Source organism: Streptomyces sp. NBC_00224 (genome assembly GCF_041435195.1).
GTDB lineage: Bacteria > Actinomycetota > Actinomycetes > Streptomycetales > Streptomycetaceae > Streptomyces.
This window is the reverse complement of record NZ_CP108106.1, coordinates 7,469,724-7,487,398: the sequence shown is the minus strand read 5'-3', so window position 1 is coordinate 7,487,398 and position 17,675 is coordinate 7,469,724. Positions and strand designations below refer to the sequence as shown.

Genomic DNA, 17,675 nt, shown 5'->3' with positions numbered 1-17,675 from the left:
GACGGGTAAAACCGTGGCCGCGGGGCGCCCATTTCGTCGCCTTGACGATATCGGCGATACCCAATATCGTCGCTGTGACGAAAACAAGGGGGTCCCCACCATGGCCGACATCAACCGCCGTTTCGGCTGGCGGCACGCACGCTCCGCGCCCACCGCCCACATCCGCCACCACAAGCGCGGCCGGCTCGTCCACGACGGGCCCGGGCTCAGCTTCTGGTTCCGGCCACTGACCGCGGCGCTCTCCGAAGTACCGGTCGACGACCGGGAGTTGGCGATGGCCTTCCACGCCCGGACCTCCGACTTCCAGGACGTCACGGTGCAGTCCACCGTCACGTACCGGATCAGTGACCCGGCGGTCGCCGCCGCCCGGCTCGACTTCTCGATCGACCCGGACAGCGGCGTCTGGCGCGGCGCCCCGCTGGAGCAGCTGTCCACCCTGCTCACCGAGACCGCCCAGCAGCACGCGCTCGACGTGCTCGCCCGCACCCCGCTCGCGGCGGCCCTCGTCGACGGGGTGGCCTCGGTGCGCGAGCGGATCTCGGACGGGCTCGCGGCCGAGCCCCGGCTGCCCGCCACCGGCATCGAGGTGGTGGCGGTTCGGGTGGTCGCCATCCGGCCCGAGCCGGAGGTGGAGCGGGCGCTGCGCACCCCGGCCCGGGAGCAGATCCAGCAGGAGGCCGACCGGGCGACGTACGAGCGCCGGGCCGTGGCCGTCGAGCGCGAGCGCACCATCGCCGAGAACGAGCTCGCCAGCAGGATCGAACTCGCCCGCAGGGAAGAGCAGTTGGTCGAGCAGCGCGGCACCAACGCCCGCCGCGAGGCCGAGGAGAACGCGGCCGCCGACGGTGTGCGCGCCGAGGCCGAGGCCGCCCGTACGGTCCGGCTCGCCCGGGCCGAGGCCGAGGCGGCCCGCACGACCGGCGAGGCCCGCGCCCAGGCGCAGGCCGCCTGGCTGCGTGTGCACGCCGACGCCGACACGGCGACGCTCCACGCGCTCACCGCGACCCGGCTGGCCGAGAACCTGCCCCGGATCGACAGCCTCACCCTCTCCCCCGACGTGCTCACCGGACTGCTCGCCAAGCTGGCCCGCCCGGCCGGGGAGGAGCGGTGAGCCTCGCGCCGCGCGCGGTGCTCGTCCACCGCACCACGGAGTACGAGGAGTTGCTGGCCCGGCACGGCACCCACGGCCAGGCCGCGTTCTTCCTCGCCTCGCGCGGGCGCTCCCTGGACGAGGTGGCCGAGCGCCACCACCGCACCCGGCGGGCGCTCGCCGAGGTGGCGGCGGCCGTGCCGCTCCAGTGGCGGCAGTCGCGGGTGGAGCGCGCCGATCTGGACCGGTTCCTGTTCGCCCCGGAGGACGTGGTCGTGGTGGTCGGGCAGGACGGGCTGGTCGCCAACGCGGCCAAGTACCTGTCGGGCCAGCCCGTGGTCGGCATCGACACCGACCCGGGCCGCAACCCGGGCGTGCTGGTGCGCCACCGCCCGGCCGACGCCGCCAAGTTGCTGCCGAGCGCCGCCGCGACCCGCGCCGACGAGCTGACCATGGTGGAGGCGGTCGCGGACGACACCCAGCGGCTGCTCGCGCTGAACGAGATCTATCTGGGCCCGCCGGGCCACCAGACCGCCCGCTACCGGCTTGGCCCCGACGACCCGGCCGCCGCCCCGGAGCCCCAGGCGTCGTCCGGCCTCCTGGTGGGCACCGGCACCGGGTCCACGGGCTGGCTGCGCTCGCTGTGGCAGCAGCGCGGCAGCCACCTCGCACTGCCGGGCCCGGCCGACCCCCGGCTCATCTGGTTCGTACGGGAGGCCTGGCCCTCACCCACGACCGGAACGAGCCTGGTGGAAGGGGTACTTGAGAGCGCCGAGCGGCTGCGTCTCACCGTCGAGTCGGACCGCCTCGTCGCCTTCGGCGACGGAATCGAGTCCGACGCACTGGAGTTGACGTGGGGTCAGACGGTGAGCGTGGGGCGGTCGGACACCGCGCTCCGGCTCGTCGGCTGAATCGCGCCGGACCGTGGGCGCGCTCCCGCGTGAGCCCCCTCACAGTGGGTCACTCGACTTTCAATTGCGTTGACCGTGTCAGAAGCGACAAATACTCTTCATCCATGTTCGTTACGGGGTAAGATCGCCGCTCTTCGAGCGGAGATCATCCAAATCCACCGGCGCTGCCGGAAGATCCCTATCTGGCGTCGGCGGAGTCATAGGATTCAGCACGAAGCACGGGGGAAGCACGTTGAAAGTTCGCCTGCTCGGATCTTTGGAAATCACCGACGGCCATCTCACCTTCCGGATTCCCGGCGAGAAGCTCAGGGCGATCGTGGCCGCACTGGCCCTGTCGCCCAACCGGCCCGTCTCACGTCACGATCTCATCGACGAGCTGTGGGGAGAGGAACTCCCGCGCAACGCGGAGAACTCGCTCCAGGGCCATGTCGCCCGGCTGCGCCGCATCATCGAGTCCCGTACGGGGCGCGACGGGCTGCGCGGCCTCATCCAGACGTCCAGCTTCGGCTATGCGCTGTCGCTGCCCGAACGGGACGTCGACGCCTCGCTGTTCACCGCCCTGGTGCGACAGGCCACGGCCGCGCGCCGGGCGTCGCCGGAGCGCGTGGTCCGACTGCTCACCGAGGCCCTGGCGCTGTGGCGCGGGCCCGCGCTCCTCGACACCGGCCAGGGCATGATCAGCCGGCTCGCCTACACCCGGCTCACCGAGGTGCGCCTCATGGCGTACGAGCACCTCTTCGACGCCGAGCTCGACCTCGGCAGGCACCGCGAGGTGATCACCGAACTCCAGCAGCTGCACGCCCAGTACCCACTGCGCGAACGGTTCTGCGAGCAGTTCATCACCGCGCTGTACCGGTCGGGGCGGCAGGCCGAGGCACTCGACGCGTACCACCGCACCCGGCAGCGGCTCTCGCACAACCTCGGTCTGGAGCCCGGGGACGCGCTGCGCGCCCGCTTCCAGGACATCCTGCGAAGGGAGCCGGTAGCCCTCTGACCGCCAGGGCCCCATCAGGGCGTCCGTCAGGGCGACTTGGCCAGCCGCAGCAGCTCGGCCAGCGCCCCGGCGGCCGCCCGGCCCTGCCACGCCAGATAGCCGGGCTGCACCAGATGCGGATCCCAGATCCGCTGATAGGCCAGCCGCCCGGCCGCCGCGTGCCGCCACTCGCCGCGCTCGGCGGCCAGCCGCAGCAGCCGCGCCGCGAGCACGCCGGCGGACCCCAGCTCGTACTGCGCGCAGAGTCCGGCGAACGGGGTGAAGCCGAGGTGCAGCCACTGCGCCTCCTCGGCCCCGAAGACCCGTATCGCCTCCAGGTTGACCGCTTCCAGGGCGCCCTCGGGCGCGCCCGGCACCCGGTGCGCGGTGTGGTGCAGCCAGCCGGGGCGGGTACCGAAGACCGGCAGATACGTGAGGGACGCGACGACCTCGTCCCCGATCCGGCCGGCGAACACCCGCCGCCCGTCGGCTGCTTCGGCCGTCCCGGCCGCGATGTCCTCGTACGCCACTTCAGCGACTTCGGCCGCTTCGACCCCCGCCAGCCACGCCCGGGACACCGCGAGGCGCAGCTCGGCCAGGCGCGGGCCGCCGAGGCGGAATTCGGGAAGGTAGACCGAATAGGACGAGCCCGCCTGGTTCACGGTGAAGCCGCAGCGCGAGAAGAGTTCGGCTTCCGGGCGCCGCAGCCGGGTGGCCACTATTTTACGGCGGCGTTCCGCGGCGAATTCCGTGAAGGCGCGCAGCAACGGCTCCTGGCCGTCGTGGGAAGCGATCACTCCGGCGGACTGGTGCAGATGGCCGCCGGTGTCCCGATAAGGGATCACTCCGTGCCTGCCCGCCACGGTGAAGTACTCTTTTCCCTCGCTCATCGCGAGAAACGCGCTGGGATTCTCGCCGTAGGCGCGTAATTCCCCGAAAACCGTGTCGCCGCCGTCAACGTCGAACGTACCGATACTCATGACATTCCCCCCTGCCATGAGCATCTTGGCAGCCGTGGGCCCCAATTCCCTGACACGCGCGTCTCAGTCCCGTCTCAGAGTCCTCTCAGCGAGCGGTGGCAGCTTTCCCGTGTTCTTCGGGAGAGGGGGCGAACCGGGAGATGACGGTGGCGGCGGTCGTCCGGCAGCGGACCGGCCGCGAGGCACTGCGCAGGCTGTACCGCTCCCGGACGGGCGAGGGGCACGCCCTCGGCGAACTCCTCGGCGGCCAGGTGGAAGTGGCGTCCCAGGGCGCCTGGATCACCACCGACGCGGGCGGCCGGTTCCTGGACTGCGGCGGCCTCGGCATCTCCCTGACCGGCGCGCGCCATCCGACCGTACTGCGCCACGTCCGCGAGCAGTTGGAGCACCGCCCGGTGGCGAGCGGCCTCTTCCCCGAGCCGCAGTCCGCGCTCGCCGCCGACGCGCTCCTCTCGGTCGCCCCGCCGGGCCTGGAGCGGGTCCACTTCACGGGCTCGGCCGTCCAGGCCCTGACGCTGGCAGCCCGCATGGCCCGAGCCCGTGGACGGACCCGGGCCATTTTCATGACGGGCAGTCAACATGAGGCGTGTCTCGACGATTTGATGCCCACGGGCGGCTCTGGGGTCCCGTACGGCGACGCGGCCGCGCTGCGGCGGATGCTCGCGGGTCTGCCCGGGCGGGCGTGTGTCTTCGTCGAGCCCGTCCAGGGCGGTGCGGGGGTGGTGCTGCCGCCGCCCGGCTTTCTGCGGGGCGTCGCCGCGCTGTGCCGGGAGTACGGGGCGCTCCTCGCCCTCGACGAGACCACCACGGGGCTCGGGCGGCTCGGGGCCTGGTGGGGCGCGGGCATCGAGGAGGTCGCGCCGGATCTGCTCCTCGTCGGCGGGGCGCTGGGCGGCGGGGTGGTCCCGCTGGCGGCGGTGGTGGCGACGGCCGGGGTCTCCGCCGCGTTCGACCACGCCCCGTACGCCGACCCGTACCCCTGCTCCGGGGCGCCGCTGGCGATGGCGGCCGCGCGCGGGGCGGTCGCGGCGCTCCGCGAGGACAACCTGGTCGGGCGGGCCCGGGTGCTCGGCGAGGAGATCCTGCGGGTGACCGGCCGGATCGTGCGCGGGCACTACGCAGGGGCGGTGCGCGAGGTGCGCGGGCGGGGGCTGCTCCTCGGCATCGAGTTCACCGGCCCGGACGCGGCGGCCGGGCTGCTGATCGAGCTGGTCCGGCACGGCGTGATCACCGGCCGGGCGCCGAGGGCCCCGCACGTCCTGCGTCTCGCCCCGCCCGCCGTGCTCACCCGGGCCGATCTGGACCATCTGTACGAGGCGCTGGACCGGTCCTGCCGCGCCGAGACGGGCCGCCGCTCGACAGACTGAGGGGGCTACGGCGCGAGGCGGGCCGCCAGCGCCCGTACCACCACCGCTGCGGCGAGCGCGTGGCCCCGGCTGTTCAGGCGGCCCGGCTGCGGGCTCCACAGCGTCCCGGGGTCGGTGTCCGGCTGCGTCATCAGATCGATGTGCAGCGCCCCATGACGAAGCGTCACTATCGTCAGCCGCTCCACGAGGAGGCGCTGGCGGGACCGCACCCGGTCGCGCTGGGCAGGGGTCACCTGGCCGGAGGCGGACCAGTCGAAGGGACTGACCACCACGGTGTGGCGGCAGGCCGTCTCCTTCAACGAGGCCAGAATTCGGCTGAGTTCGGTCTCCACCACATCCGCGTCGAACCGGCGCGCCCGCACATCGGGCCCGCCGCACGCGATCAGCGCGAGGTCGGCCCGGAAGGCGAGCGCCTGGGCCAGCTGGCGGGAGCGCACCTCGGCGAGTACGAGTTCGCGCCGGGCCTGCACCAGGAGGCAGGCGAGGCCGGGGCGGGCCTCGCGCAGCGCCCGGGCCACCCGGTCGGGCCAGACCCGGGGCCGGTAGCCGGGGACGACGGCGCCCCGGGCGAGTCGCCCCTCCTGCCCACTGAGCACCACGGCCCGCCGCCAGTCGAGGCCGGCCAGCAGGGTCCGGGCCTCGCCCGGGCGCAGACAGCGTGGATCGTCGTCCTCCATCGCACAGCCCAGCCTTTCGCTCGCCCCCGCGCTGCCGTCGTAATGACCGGCGCACCGGTAGTCAACTGCCGGTGGCACAAGGACAGTTGTTCTGCGGGCGGATCGGGCCATGCGCCGGACAGACGGCGTGACGGTGTGGCGAGCCGGGTAGGACACGCGTCTCAGTGTCGTCTCAGTGGGGTCTCAGCGACCCCCGCGAGGATCCATCCGTACGACGATGGGAGAGGTACCCGAAGAGGTCGAACGGGGGTTCCGGGCGTGTTCCGGGGCCGGGCGCGAACAGCCCGCGCAGGTTCGAATCCTGTCCTCTCCGCCACAGCACTGCTTCGCCGAGCGCGCCGAGGTGTCCGTCGATGAGTCCGTCCCCCAAGTCCGTTCTGGTGGTGGCCAATCCAGCCGCGGGAACGTACTCGCGGGAGATGGCTCACGAGGTCGCGCGACGGATCGCGGGGGCCGGTACGCCCGTCGAGCTGGCTGTGACAGAGCGGCCGGGCCATGCCCAGCAGCTCGCCCGCACCGCGGGCGGGCCGGGCGGCCCGGCCGTACTGGTCTGCGTCGGCGGCGACGGCACCGCCCACGAGATCATGACGGGTCTGCTCGCCGGGCGGGAGGAGCGGCGCGCCGCCCTGCTCGTCCTGCCCGGCGGCCGCGGCAACTCCTTCTACCGGGAGCTCTGGTCCGACCGCCCGTGGCCCGCCGCCCTGGAGGCCGCCCTGTCGGCGCCGCACGTGCGCCGAGTCGATCTGGCGCGGATCGCCGAGACCGGTGAACTGGCCCTGCTCGGCGCCTCGTCGGGGCTCGCCGCGCAGGCGCTCACCAGTGTGCGGGACGCGCTGGGGCCGGGCCGGCGGCGCTATCAGACGGCGGTGGCACGGACGATGATCGCCTTTCGGCCGTACCGGGGCAGGGTGAGCGTGGACGGGGTCGTCGTGCAGTCGGGGGCGACCGTCTCGGTCCTGGTGGGCGGCGGGCGGCGGCGGGGCGGGCAGTTCATGCCGCTGCCGCGCTCGGTGCTGGACGACGGGCTGCTCGACATCTGTGTGGCGGGCGCCGAACTGCCGCTGCGGGACATGGTGCGCCTGGCCCGGGACGGCAGCCATGTGGGCCGGGACGGGGTGGTGTACGCGCGGGGCCGCCGGGTGGTGGTGGAGCGCACGGACGGCGAGCCGCTCTTCTTCGAGCACGACGGGGACCTGCTGTACACCGGCTCGGCCCGCTACACGCTGGACGTGGTCCCGAGCGCGCTGCCGGTGCTCGCCCCATAGGCTCCCGCGTCCGGATCGTCCGGATCATCCGGCTCGGGCAGCCCGCGCGCCAGCCACCAGGCGAGGGCGCACAGACCGATCAGCGGGGCGAGCGCCACCCCGAGCCCTGCCTCCTCCCCCAGCGCGCCGATCCCCGGCGAGACCACTCCCCCGACGCTCACCGCGAGCCCGAGCGTGACCCCACTGGCCGTGCCGACCCGGCTCGGCAGGAAGTCCTGCCCGAGGGTCACGTGGAGGGAGAACGGCACGTACAGCACGGCGGCCGCCAGCGCCGCGAAGACGAAGAGCGCGGGCCCCGGCACCAGCACCACGCCCGCCACGACCGGGACCGAGGCGGCGTACGCGAGCCGTACGGTACGGACCCGGCCCCAGCGCACCGCGAGCCGTCCCCCGGCGACCGTGCCCATGGCCCCGCCCGCGAAGAGGGTGAACAGCGCGGCCGACCCGGTCGCGGGACCGCCGCCGACGCGCTCCTGGGCGTACAGCCCGATGAAGGCGCTCAGGCCGACGAAGACCACCGAGCGGCAGACCACGATCGCCGAAAGCCGCAGGAACACCGGCCAGTTGTCCGGCGCGGCGGACCGGGCGGCGGCGGCCTGCCCGACCGCCGCCCGGCGGGCGAGGACCCGGACCGCGGACGCCGTCCCCAGCACCCCGGCCACCGCGGGCACCACCAGCCACGGCGTCGCACCGAGCCCCCCGGCCGTGAGCACCGGCCCGACGACGACCGGCGCGAGCGCGAAGCCGAGGGTGCCGCCCAGCGAGTACCACCCCATGGCGACGTGGCCGCCCCGGCCGGCGGCGCGGGCGAGCCGCGCGGACTCGGGGTGGTAGGCCGCGACGCCGATCCCGGCGAGCGCGACCGCGAGCCAGGTGAGGACGTACGAGTCACCGATCCCGGACAGTGCGATGCCCACGCCCGCGCAGAGGCTGCTCACCGGGATCAGCCACGGCATCGTCCAGCGGTCGGTGAGCGCCCCGAACAGGGGCTGGACCACCGAGGAGAGCAGGGTCGCGGCGAGAACGATGCCGGAGGCGGCCGGGTAGCCGTAGCCGCGCTCGGCGACCAGGAAGGGGACGAGCGCGGGCACCGCCCCCTGGTAGAAGTCGACCGTGGCGTGGCCGAGGGCCATCACGGATATCGCGGACGGTCGTTCGGTGGAGCCCGGTGGCTGCGCTGTCGTCGTCACCCCTCGATCCTGCGAGCCCGGCCCGTCGGCGGGCTTCCGATAAAGTGCCGGGCTGTGCCGATATTCCGCCACGGTCCGCCGCACATCCCCACCACGACCAGATACCTCGCGCCGGGTACGGGGGTGCGGGCGCACCACCACGACGTGCACCAGGTCGTCTACGCGGGCCGGGGCGTCCTGTCGGTGACGACGGACGCGGGCAGTTGGGTCGCCCCGGCCACCCGGGCGATCTGGGTGCCGGCCGGGACGCCGCACGAGCACCGGGCGTACGGCGAGACCGCCCTGCACACCGTCGGCGTTCCGGTGGACCGCGATCCGCTGGCTCTGGCCCGGCCCGCGGTCCTGGCGGTGGGGCCGCTGCTGCGCGAGCTGATCATCGCGTACAGCTCGCCCGGTCCGAAGGAGACGCCCGAGGCCCACCGGATGCTGGCGGTCGTCCTGGACCAGCTGCGGCACGCGCCCGAGCAGCCGCTGCACCTGCCAACGGCCCGCGATCCACGGCTCGCTGCGGTCTGCGCGCTCCTGGACGACGACCCGGCCGACCCCCGGCCGCTGGCGGCGCTCGGTGCGGCGGTGGGGGCGAGCGCCCGCACGCTGGCCCGGCTGTTCCGCGCGGAGATGGGGATGACGTTTCCGCAGTGGCGCACCCAACTGCGGCTGCACCACGCCCTGGTGCTGCTGGCCGGGGACGCCTCGGTCACCTCGGTGGCCCAGCAGTGCGGGTGGTCGTCGACGAGCGCGTTCATCGACGTCTTCCGGCGGGCGTTCGGCCACACGCCGGGGGCACGGCGGGCGGATCCGGGTCGGGTGTCGGGTCCGGGTCGGGTGTACCGCGCAGGTTTACCCCGGACCCAACGGACGGTTGACGCCGAGCATATGGGGCCCTTGCCACCCTGTGTGGACGGCCCGGCCGACGGGCCGAGCGGGGCCGCGTGGGACCGGGGGTCACGGGGGTGCTCCCGGTCCCGCGCGGCTGATTCTCTCCCCCCAGCCAGTCCCGCACCGCCGTCGCGCACACCCCCCACCCGATCGAAAGCGGTCATCGCGCGATCCGAACACGCCATTGCCCATCACTGCTCCGTAACGGACGTCCACCGCGACCGGATCGCGGGCATCATCGGGGCCCAACCGAACGTCGTTGGGCCCGGAGGTGCGCGCGTGATACGGAAATTCCTCGCCAGGCCGAGGCGCCGGCCGGGGCGTCCCGCGCGCGGCGGCCCGTCTCCGGCCGAAGGGGCGCTGTGGCGGGAGGCCGCCGAGTTCGTCCGGCTGCACCGCGCGGAGGAGCCCGCGCTGGGGAGGCCGGAGCGCCGCCTCGCGGAGATACGCGACGAGATCCGCGCCACGGGGACGTACCGGCACACCACCGAGGAGCTGACGTTCGGCGCCCGGGTGGCCTGGCGCAACAGCAACCGCTGTATCGGCCGCCTCTACTGGCGCTCGCTGCGGGTGCGCGATCTGCGCGGCCTCACCGACGCCGAGCCGATCGCCGAGGCGTGCGCCGAGCATCTGGTCCACGCCACGAACGGCGGCCGCATCCGGCCCCTGATCACCGTGTTCGCCCCGGACACGCCGGGCCGCCCGGCCCCGCGCATCTGGAACGAGCAGCTCATCCGGTACGCGGGCTACCGCGCCGAGGACGGCCGGGTCCTGGGCGACCCGCGCAACGCCGGGCTCACCGACCTGGCGCTGCGGCTCGGCTGGCCGGGCGGCCCGCGCACCGCGTTCGACGTGCTGCCGCTGGTCGTGGAGGGCGTCGACGACAAGCCTCGCGTCTTCGAACTGCCCCGGGACGCCGTCCTGGAGGTGCCGCTCGACCACCCCGACGACCCGTGGAGCCGGGAGTGGGGGCTGCGCTGGCACGCCGTGCCCGCGATCTCGGGGATGTGTCTGGAGATCGGCGGCATCCACTATCCGGCCGCGCCCTTCAACGGCTGGTACATGGGCACCGAGATCGGCGCCCGCAACCTCGCCGACACCGACCGCTACGACCTGCTGCCGCGCGTGGCCCGGCGGCTCGGCCTGGACACCACCGACGACCGCTCGCTGTGGAAGGACCGCGCTCTGGTCGAACTCAACCGGGCCGTGCTGCACTCCTTCGACCGGGCCGGGGTCGCCATGGCCGACCACCACACGGAGTCCCGGCGCTTCGTACGGCACTTGGAGCGCGAGGAGAACAAGGGCCGCTCGGTGCCCGCCGACTGGTCGTGGATCGTGCCGCCGATGTCGGGGGCGACGACCGAGGTGTTCCACCGCACCTACGACGCCGTGGAGCTCCGGCCGGGGTTCGCGCACCATCCGGAGGCGGCCGCCCGGGCCCGCGGGGAATCGATTCGGCGCATGCCATGACGCGCACCCACCGAGTCCCCGGGGAGGGGGGCGTACGTAGGCGGGCGCGGGGTCGCGGGCGTACTGCGGTGTCCCCTGGGAATCTGAGATGTTCTGGTACTTCCGTCTGCCGGGGTCATCCGCCGCGAGCCCGAACCCTTTGATGTACGCAGTCGCCATGACCCCCGACAGGGGGCGGTGCCGCCTAGGGCGCCGTACGCGGCCGGGCGGACGGCGTCCGTAGGGCAGACGGGCAGGACGACAGGCCCACTGCCAGACTGGCGTACTTGCACATGATGCGCAAGAGTGACGGACAGCAATGGGCTGACGGATCATCAAAAGGGCGTTGGTATACGAGAATTGGGGCGTTGACCCCGGAGCTTCGCGCTAAAGGGCCGACGAATCGTCCGCGACCGCGAGCCGTTGCAGTAGCTCACGCAGCACATCGCGCTCCGCCACCGACAGGGGCTGCAGGAACGATTCGTGGATCTTGACCATCAGGTCCCCGGCATCCCGCAAGCACACGGTGCCGCGGTCGGTCAGATAGAGCGCGAAGGTTCTGCGGTCGGCGCCGCGACGGCGCTCCAGAAGGTCCTTCTGCTCCAGGTCGTCGACGAGGCCGACGATGGTCGTCCGGTCGATGCGCAGGGTCTGCCCGACCATGCGCTGATTGATCCCGGGCTCGGAGTCCACCACGTTCAGCACCCCGAACTGACGCAGCGTGATGTTCAGATGGACCAGGGCCTGCTCGGCCTGCTCGGTGAAGCGCTGGCCGGCCTTGCGGAGAAGGAAGCCGTGCCAGCCTTGCAACCCCTGGAACAACGGCTGTGTCCCACTGTTCGGTTCCCTCTTCGCCACCACTTTTTCGGTTCACCCTCCAGTGGTGACGGTCCATCATGAGGGCCGCGTATCAAGACCCTTGACTCCCAAGTCACCGGTCGGCCATGCTCCCGGTTCAACAGAGCACCTGATTGTCACTGTAGCAGACAATCTATCTTGCTCAATTTGCGCGCCTTCACGTGCGCGCTCTTCATGACCGACGGGGGAACCATGGTCAGCGTCATCGAGTATGCAGATCCGGTTGTGCACTGTCCGGGCTACCTGGTGTACGACGCCACCGACTGCCGCCTCGCGGCGGGCGGGTGCCGTATGCAGGCCGGACTCACCGCCGAAACCCTTCAGACCCTCGCGGGGCGCATGACGCTCAAGCAGCGCGTGCTCGGGGTCAACGTCGACGGCGCCAAGTGCGGCATCGCCTACGACCCGCACGGGCCGCACCGCGTGGAAGTGCTGCGCCGGTTCGTCGCCTTCCTGGCCGGAGAGCTCACCACCCGCTTCAGCATGGGCTGCGACATGGGCACCCGGTTCGAGGAGCTCGACCGGATGGCCGCCGCGCTCGGCATCGGCTCCGCCAAGACCGCCGTCCGGCGGGCCCAGCGGATCACCGAGCACGAGTTCCGCGCCCGGATGGACCTGCTCAACACCCGGGTGGGCCTGCTGACGCTCGGCCAGCGCCGGGCGGGCCAGGCCCTCGCCCACTCCGCGCTCGCCGCCACCGCCCACACCGGCCGCCGCGACAGCCAGGTCAGCGTCGCCCTCCAGGGCTTCGGCAACCTGGGCCGGGCCGCCGCGCTCGCCCTGCTGGAGGCGGGCGTACGGATCACGGTCGTGTCCGACGAGTACGGCTGCGCGGTCGACCCGCGCGGCCTCGACATCGCGCGCATGCTCACCCTCGACCAGCGCCGCCCGGTCCAGAGCCTGCTGGCCGAGCCGATGCGGCTGCCCCGCGAGGCCCTCTTCGAGCTGCCCGCCGACGTACTCGTCCTCGCGGGCGGCGAGGACGCGGTCACGCCCTCGCGGGCGGCGGTGCTGCCGGTGCCGATCGTCGCCGTGGGCGCCAACTGCGGCCTGAGCACCACCGCCGAGCAACTCCTGCTCGACCGCGGAGTCGTGGTCGTCCCCGACTTCATCGGCGGGATCGGCGGCTCGGCGTCGATGGAGGCGCTCTTCGGGCCCCGCACCACACCGACGGCGCCCGAGGTGCTCGACACCATCGGCGCGATGATGCGCGAGCTCGTCGGGGACATCCTCTGCGGAGCCCGCGACCGTCGGGTGAGCCCCCGTCAGGTGGCCGCCGACATCGCGGCCTCGGCGATCGTGTCGCCCGGCGACAAGCCCTACGGCGCAAGTCCCTACCGCCCGGCCCGCCCCGCGCCCCGGGGTGGCCGGGGGCGTTCCGTCCGTACCCCGCTGAAGTCCGAGAGGCGACCGTCATGACCACCGCACCCTCGCCGGAGACCCCGATCACCAGTCAGCCCCCGGCCGACGCCGAGTGCGCCCACTTACGCAGTCACATCACCGACTCGCGGTTCTACGGGCACCGGTACAGCACCCAGGCCAGCCACCGCATCTTCTGTGACCGATGTCGGTACCAACGATGGCTCGACGTCGAAGCGGCGCTCGCCCTGAGCCAGGGCGAGCTGGGCATCATCCCGGCGGCCGCCGCCCGGATGATCGCGGACGCCGCCCACGTGGACCGGCTGGACCTGCCCGCCATCCAGGCCGAGATCCGCCGCACCAGCCACTCCCTCGTCGGATTCCTACGGGTCTTCCAGGCCTCCTGCGAGGGCGGCTCCGGCGAGTACGTGCACTACGGCGCCACCACCCAGGACATCCAGGACACCTCGCAGGTCCTCGAAATGCGGGACGTCCTGGACGAGTTGGAGACGCTGCTGCGGGCCCTCGCCGGGCAGCTGGCCGATCTGGCCGAGGCCAACGGCGCCACCGTCGCCCTGGGCCGCACCCACGCCCAGCCCGCCCTGCCGATGGGCTTCGGCGTCAAGATCGCCAGCTGGCTGGACGAGATCGTCCGGCATCTGGAGCGCATCGAGCAGCTGCGGCCGAGGGTGCTCGCGGCCCAGCTCTTCGGCGGGGTCGGCACCATGGCCGGGTTCGGCGAGCTGGCGCTGCCGCTCCTGGACGCGTTCGCCGCCCGCCTCGGGCTCGCGGCGCCGGCGGTCGGCTGGCACGTGTCGCGGGACCGGGTCGTGGAGTTCGTGTCGTGTCTCGCCATGGTCGCGGGGACGATGGGCCGGATCGGGGACGAGGTGCGCATCCTGTCCCGCCCCGAGTTCGGCGAGCTGGAGATCGGCTGGCGGCACGGCCAGGTCGGCAGCAGCACCATGCCGCACAAGCGCAACCCGGAGGCGTGCGAGCAGGCCGTCGTCATGGCCCGGCTCGCGGCCGCGCAGATGGCCAACGCGCTGGCCTGCATGGGCGGCGACCACGAGCGCGACTCCCGGTCGCTGCGCATCGAATGGGCCTGTGTGCCCGACGCCTCGCACTACGCCCTCTCGGCCTGCGAGATCGTCACCCACCTCATCGGCGGCCTGGCGGTGCGGCCGGAGCGCATCCGTACCAACGTCTCCGCGGTCGCCGAGCAGATCGCCACCGAGAAGCTGATGCTGGCGCTCGGCAAGCACATCGGCAAGCAGACCGCCCATGAGTACGTGTACGAACTCGTCCAGGCGGCACGGGAGAACGGCTCCTCCATGCGCGAGGTGACCGGCCGCGACGGGCTCGCGGGCGCGCCGCTGGACGCCGCCGCCCTCGACGAGATCTTCGATCCGGCGACCTACCTCGGCCAATCCGTCGCCCTGACCGGCCGGGCGGTGGCCGGTGCCCGCGCCGCCCTGGCGCGGCCCGCGCAGGCGGAAGGCGGCGACGCGCGATGAGCGCCGCGCCCGCGACCGCCGAGCCGGACACCGGGGAGATATCCCGGGCCCGCGAGATCGTCTTCCCCCGTCCGCTCTACTCCAGCCTGGTGGCGCACGCGGTACGCAAGTTCACCGGCCACTACCTGGCGGGCGAGACCGAGGAGCGCAAGGCGTTCGGGATGCTCGCGGGCCGCCCGGTGCCGGGCGGCATCCAGGTCGGCTCCGTCTTCCCGCTCATCGTCAACATGCGCCACGACAGCGGCCACCGCGCCCGGATGGACGAGGTGGTCGAGGAGCACGCCATCCCGTCCGAGACGCCGATGGACCAGCGCGGCTGGATCGCCGATCCGCGCGAGCTGATGGACATCGACGACGCCTGCGACGACGCCGGCTGGGTGCTGTTCGGCAACTACCACACCCACCGCGTGCCCTGGCCGCACGATCCGGTCCGGGACACCTGCACCCGTCTGGACCGGGTGCTGGCCGCCGAGTCGGGCCAGTGGACGTTCATCCTGTCCGTCGTCGATCTGCACCGCCCGGTCCTGCGGGCGTTCTTCGAGGGCGACAACGACCGCGAGGCGACCGTCCGCATCGTCCCGCCGCTGCCCGGAATGCGTACCGCCGGGGCCTGAACAGCCCCGGCCTCCCGCACCCGTACCGCACACTTCCGTCTCTCACTCATCAAGAGGTCGTCATGGATCGCACCCAGGCTTATAACGACGTCATCCGCTTCCACGGCCACGAATGCCCCGGCGCCGCCTTCGGCGTACGCGTCGCGGAGGCCGCCCTCACCGCCCTCGACCTGAAGGACCCGGGCACGCCCCTGGTCCTGGTCTCCGAGACCGACGCGTGTGCGGTCGACGCGCTCCAGGTGCTCACGGGCTGTACGTACGGCAAGCGCAACCTGATCCATCAGGACGCGGGCCGCAATGTGTTCACCCTCTGGGAGCGCGACGGCTCCGCCGGGGTGCGGATACGGGCGAAGGCGGACAGCATCGTCTTCCGCACCGAGGAGATCTGGGCGCTGGCCGGCCGGATCGACGACGGCACCGCGACCCTGGAGGACCGGGCGGCCTTCGAGCGGCTGCAGGGCGAGCGGATCTCCGCGCTGCTCGGCGTGGCGGACGACGACATCCTGGTGGTCGAGAAGGTCGAGGCCGCGGCGCCCGGCGTCAAGCACCTGGCCCGTACCGACCTCTGTGTGGACTGCGGCGAGCCCACCAGCGTCGAGACGCTGCACGACCACCGCGGCCGGATGGTCTGCCCGGCCTGCCACCTGGCCGCGCACGGCGGGGTGCTGCCCGAGGGGCACGGCGACCACGGGCACCACCCGCAGAGCCACAAGCACCACCACGAGCACAAGCACGAGCACAAGCACTGACCGATGAGGACCGAGCGCGTACGTACGGAAGGGGCCCTGCGGCCGTGACAGTGTTCGTGATCGGCGCGGCCGGCGGGCTCGGGCAACTGGTGGTCCGCGCGCTGCGGGAACGTGATGTGGAGGTGGCCGTCCTGGCCCGGGACCCCGAGCGGGTCCCGGCCGGGCCGGGCGTGCGGGTGGTGGCCGGGGACCTGTCGGACCCGGCCTCGGTCAGGGCGGCCGCCGAGGGCTGCACCAGCCTGTTCCTCTCGGCCTCCTGCGACGTCGAGTGCCAGAGCGCCGCCGTGGACGTCGCCGCCGACGTCGGCGCGCGGCTGGTGAAGATGTCGCCGTGGCAGGCGGCGGTACGGGAGGACAGCCCCGCGCCCGGGGCGCGCCACCACTGGATCACCGAGCGGTACCTCGCCAAGCGGGACCTGCCGTACACCATCCTCTCCCCCAACTACCCGATGCAGGAGCTGATCCGGCACTACGCGCCCGAGGTGCGGCGGCGCGGGGTGCTCGTCGACCCGGCGGGCGGGCGGGGCGTCAGCGTGGTCGACGAGCACGACGTGGCCGAGGTGGCCGCGCGGGTGCTCGTCGAGCCGGGCCACGAGGGCCGCACCTACGCCCTCACCGGCCCGGCCGCGCCCACCTTCGCGGAGCTCGCGGAGCTGCTGGCCGGGCTGATGTCCGTACGGGTCTCGGCCAGCGAGCTCGCCGGACCGGAGCTCGCGGCGTGGCTGGCCCGGGAGCACCGGCCCTGGGAGGCCGAACTCGACGCGCTCTTCGGGCAGTTCCGCGAGGGCGCGGGCGAGGCGGTGACCGAGGACGTGCACCGTGTCACAGGGCACGAGCCGCGCCCGGTCGCGGACTTCCTCAAGGCGCACCTCCACCATTTCCTGCCGGACTCGGAAGGCTGAGCCGATGCCCGCGACCCCGCGTACCGCCGAACGGACCGTCGTCGCCGACGACTTCCTCGCCGCGGGCTTCGCGGCCCGCGCCACGGTGGCGGCCGGACGGCTGCTCCTCGATCTGCGCATGCAGCACGAGGACGGCCTCGCACCCGGCGGCGCCAAAATGGCACAGCTGGGCCGCACCTGGTCCGGGCTGCTGCTGCGCAACCGGATCCGCGCCCGATATCCGCGCGACGGCGTGCTCACCGGCCCGGCCTCCCGGCCGCCGGACGCCCTGCGCAGACGCCGGGTGTGGCTGGTCGAGCCGCTGGACTCGGCCGAGGAGTATCACGCCGACGGGGATCCGCACTGGTCGGTGCAGCTCGCGCTGTGGGAGCGCGAGCGGGGTGTGGTGGCCGCGGCCGTCGCGGTCCCCGCGCTGTGCGAAGTGGTGTGCACGGCGGACCGGGACGCGGGGTGGCGGCACCCCTTGCCGATCCCCCGGCAGCGGCCCCGGGTGGTGGTCGACACCCGGCACCCGGCCCCTTTCGCCCGTACGGTGGTGCGCCAGACCGGGGCCGAGCTGGTCCCGATGGGCTCGCCCGGCGCCAAGACCCTGGCGGTGATCCAGGGCGACGCCGACGCCTACATCCACACCACGGGCGCGTGGGACTGGGGCGACGAGGCACTGTTCCGGGTGGCGGAGGCGGCGGGGTTGCAGGTGAGCAGGCTGAGCGGCCCGCCGGAAGGGCGTCCGGGCCGCTCCGCGCCCCTCGCCGTGATCTGCCGCCCGAGGCTCACCAGGACACTTCTGACCGCCTTCGCCGGACACGGCATCCGGCCGGCCGCGGTGCTCCCCGGCCCCGGGGCCCGTCCGGCGCCACCATCCGCGGGGTGAGACCGGGGGGCCGGGCCCGGCCCC

Annotated in this window: 16 protein-coding genes, 1 tRNA gene and 1 pseudogene; 14 read left to right on the top strand and 4 right to left on the bottom strand. The window is 73.3% G+C overall.

Annotated elements, in window-relative coordinates; translation table 11 throughout:
• Positions 1–100 precede the first annotated feature (100 nt).
• From OG965_RS33360 to OG965_RS33350, 3 genes are all read left to right on the top strand, one after another.
• Positions 101–1,111 carry an SPFH domain-containing protein gene (locus tag OG965_RS33360; RefSeq protein ID WP_371655772.1) on the top strand — a complete coding sequence of 337 codons (1,011 nt, stop codon included), beginning with the start codon at positions 101–103 and terminating at the stop codon, positions 1,109–1,111.
• The gene (locus tag OG965_RS33355) at positions 1,108–2,001 is read left to right on the top strand and encodes a hypothetical protein (protein WP_371655771.1); all 894 of its coding nucleotides are present in this window, start codon (positions 1,108–1,110) and stop codon (positions 1,999–2,001) included. Before OG965_RS33360 ends, OG965_RS33355 begins: the two co-directional genes overlap by 4 nt.
• 256 nt (positions 2,002–2,257) lie before the next feature.
• Entirely contained in the window at positions 2,258–2,995 is a 738-nt protein-coding gene (locus OG965_RS33350) for a BTAD domain-containing putative transcriptional regulator (RefSeq protein WP_371655770.1), read from the top strand.
• 26 nt (positions 2,996–3,021) lie between these two features.
• Here OG965_RS33350 and OG965_RS33345 read toward each other — a convergent pair whose 3' ends face one another.
• Positions 3,022–3,954 carry a DUF2156 domain-containing protein gene (locus OG965_RS33345; RefSeq protein WP_371655769.1) on the bottom strand — a complete coding sequence of 311 codons (933 nt, stop codon included), beginning with the start codon at positions 3,952–3,954 and terminating at the stop codon, positions 3,022–3,024.
• A gap of 140 nt (positions 3,955–4,094) precedes the next feature.
• Here OG965_RS33345 and OG965_RS33340 point away from each other — a divergent pair, with 140 nt between their 5' ends.
• Positions 4,095–5,321 (top strand): aminotransferase class III-fold pyridoxal phosphate-dependent enzyme, encoded by a 1,227-nt coding sequence (locus tag OG965_RS33340; protein ID WP_371655768.1) that lies wholly within the window; start codon positions 4,095–4,097, stop codon positions 5,319–5,321.
• A gap of 5 nt (positions 5,322–5,326) precedes the next feature.
• Here OG965_RS33340 and OG965_RS33335 read toward each other — a convergent pair whose 3' ends face one another.
• Complete coding sequence (locus OG965_RS33335) at positions 5,327–5,998, bottom strand: GDSL-type esterase/lipase family protein (RefSeq protein ID WP_371655767.1); 672 nt, start codon at positions 5,996–5,998, stop codon at positions 5,327–5,329.
• A 220-nt stretch (positions 5,999–6,218) separates the two neighbouring features.
• Between OG965_RS33335 and OG965_RS33330 the strand changes: the two genes are divergently transcribed.
• Both OG965_RS33330 and OG965_RS33325 read left to right on the top strand, forming a co-directional pair.
• Positions 6,219–6,314, top strand: a tRNA-Ala gene (locus OG965_RS33330).
• 37 nt (positions 6,315–6,351) lie between these two features.
• The gene (locus tag OG965_RS33325) at positions 6,352–7,263 is read left to right on the top strand and encodes a diacylglycerol kinase family protein (RefSeq protein WP_371655766.1); all 912 of its coding nucleotides are present in this window, start codon (positions 6,352–6,354) and stop codon (positions 7,261–7,263) included.
• On the opposite strand, the gene OG965_RS33320 is transcribed toward OG965_RS33325, so the two are convergent.
• Positions 7,215–8,396 carry an MFS transporter gene (locus tag OG965_RS33320; protein WP_371657130.1) on the bottom strand — a complete coding sequence of 394 codons (1,182 nt, stop codon included), beginning with the start codon at positions 8,394–8,396 and terminating at the stop codon, positions 7,215–7,217. The genes OG965_RS33325 and OG965_RS33320 overlap by 49 nt on opposite strands.
• Between OG965_RS33320 and OG965_RS33315 the strand changes: the two are divergent.
• Positions 8,382–9,233, top strand: a pseudogene (locus tag OG965_RS33315) (helix-turn-helix transcriptional regulator); the annotation flags it as partial. The gene OG965_RS33320 and the pseudogene OG965_RS33315 overlap by 15 nt on opposite strands.
• Before the next feature lie 459 nt (positions 9,234–9,692).
• Positions 9,693–10,802, top strand: a complete 1,110-nt coding sequence (locus OG965_RS33310) for a nitric oxide synthase oxygenase (protein WP_371657129.1) — start codon at positions 9,693–9,695, stop codon at positions 10,800–10,802.
• Positions 10,803–11,168: 366 nt separating this feature from the next.
• On the opposite strand, the gene OG965_RS33305 is transcribed toward OG965_RS33310, so the two are convergent.
• The gene (locus OG965_RS33305) at positions 11,169–11,642 is read right to left on the bottom strand and encodes a MarR family winged helix-turn-helix transcriptional regulator (protein ID WP_371655765.1); all 474 of its coding nucleotides are present in this window, start codon (positions 11,640–11,642) and stop codon (positions 11,169–11,171) included.
• A gap of 144 nt (positions 11,643–11,786) precedes the next feature.
• Here OG965_RS33305 and OG965_RS33300 point away from each other — a divergent pair, with 144 nt between their 5' ends.
• The 6 genes from OG965_RS33300 (at position 11,787) to OG965_RS33275 (ending at position 17,651) form a co-directional block, all read left to right on the top strand.
• Positions 11,787–13,058, top strand: a complete 1,272-nt coding sequence (locus OG965_RS33300) for a Glu/Leu/Phe/Val dehydrogenase dimerization domain-containing protein (protein ID WP_371655764.1) — start codon at positions 11,787–11,789, stop codon at positions 13,056–13,058.
• Entirely contained in the window at positions 13,055–14,515 is a 1,461-nt protein-coding gene (locus tag OG965_RS33295; RefSeq protein WP_371655763.1) for an adenylosuccinate lyase family protein, read from the top strand. Before OG965_RS33300 ends, OG965_RS33295 begins: the two co-directional genes overlap by 4 nt.
• Entirely contained in the window at positions 14,512–15,129 is a 618-nt protein-coding gene (locus OG965_RS33290; protein ID WP_371655762.1) for a hypothetical protein, read from the top strand. Before OG965_RS33295 ends, OG965_RS33290 begins: the two co-directional genes overlap by 4 nt.
• A 62-nt stretch (positions 15,130–15,191) precedes the next feature.
• A complete protein-coding gene (locus OG965_RS33285; RefSeq protein ID WP_371655761.1) occupies positions 15,192–15,878 on the top strand; it encodes an FmdE family protein in 687 nt (228 codons plus the stop codon).
• A 44-nt stretch (positions 15,879–15,922) separates the two neighbouring features.
• Entirely contained in the window at positions 15,923–16,780 is an 858-nt protein-coding gene (locus tag OG965_RS33280; RefSeq protein ID WP_371655760.1) for an NAD(P)H-binding protein, read from the top strand.
• Positions 16,781–16,784: 4 nt separating this feature from the next.
• Positions 16,785–17,651 (top strand): inositol monophosphatase family protein, encoded by an 867-nt coding sequence (locus OG965_RS33275; RefSeq protein WP_371655759.1) that lies wholly within the window; start codon positions 16,785–16,787, stop codon positions 17,649–17,651.
• Positions 17,652–17,675: the final 24 nt, after the last annotated feature.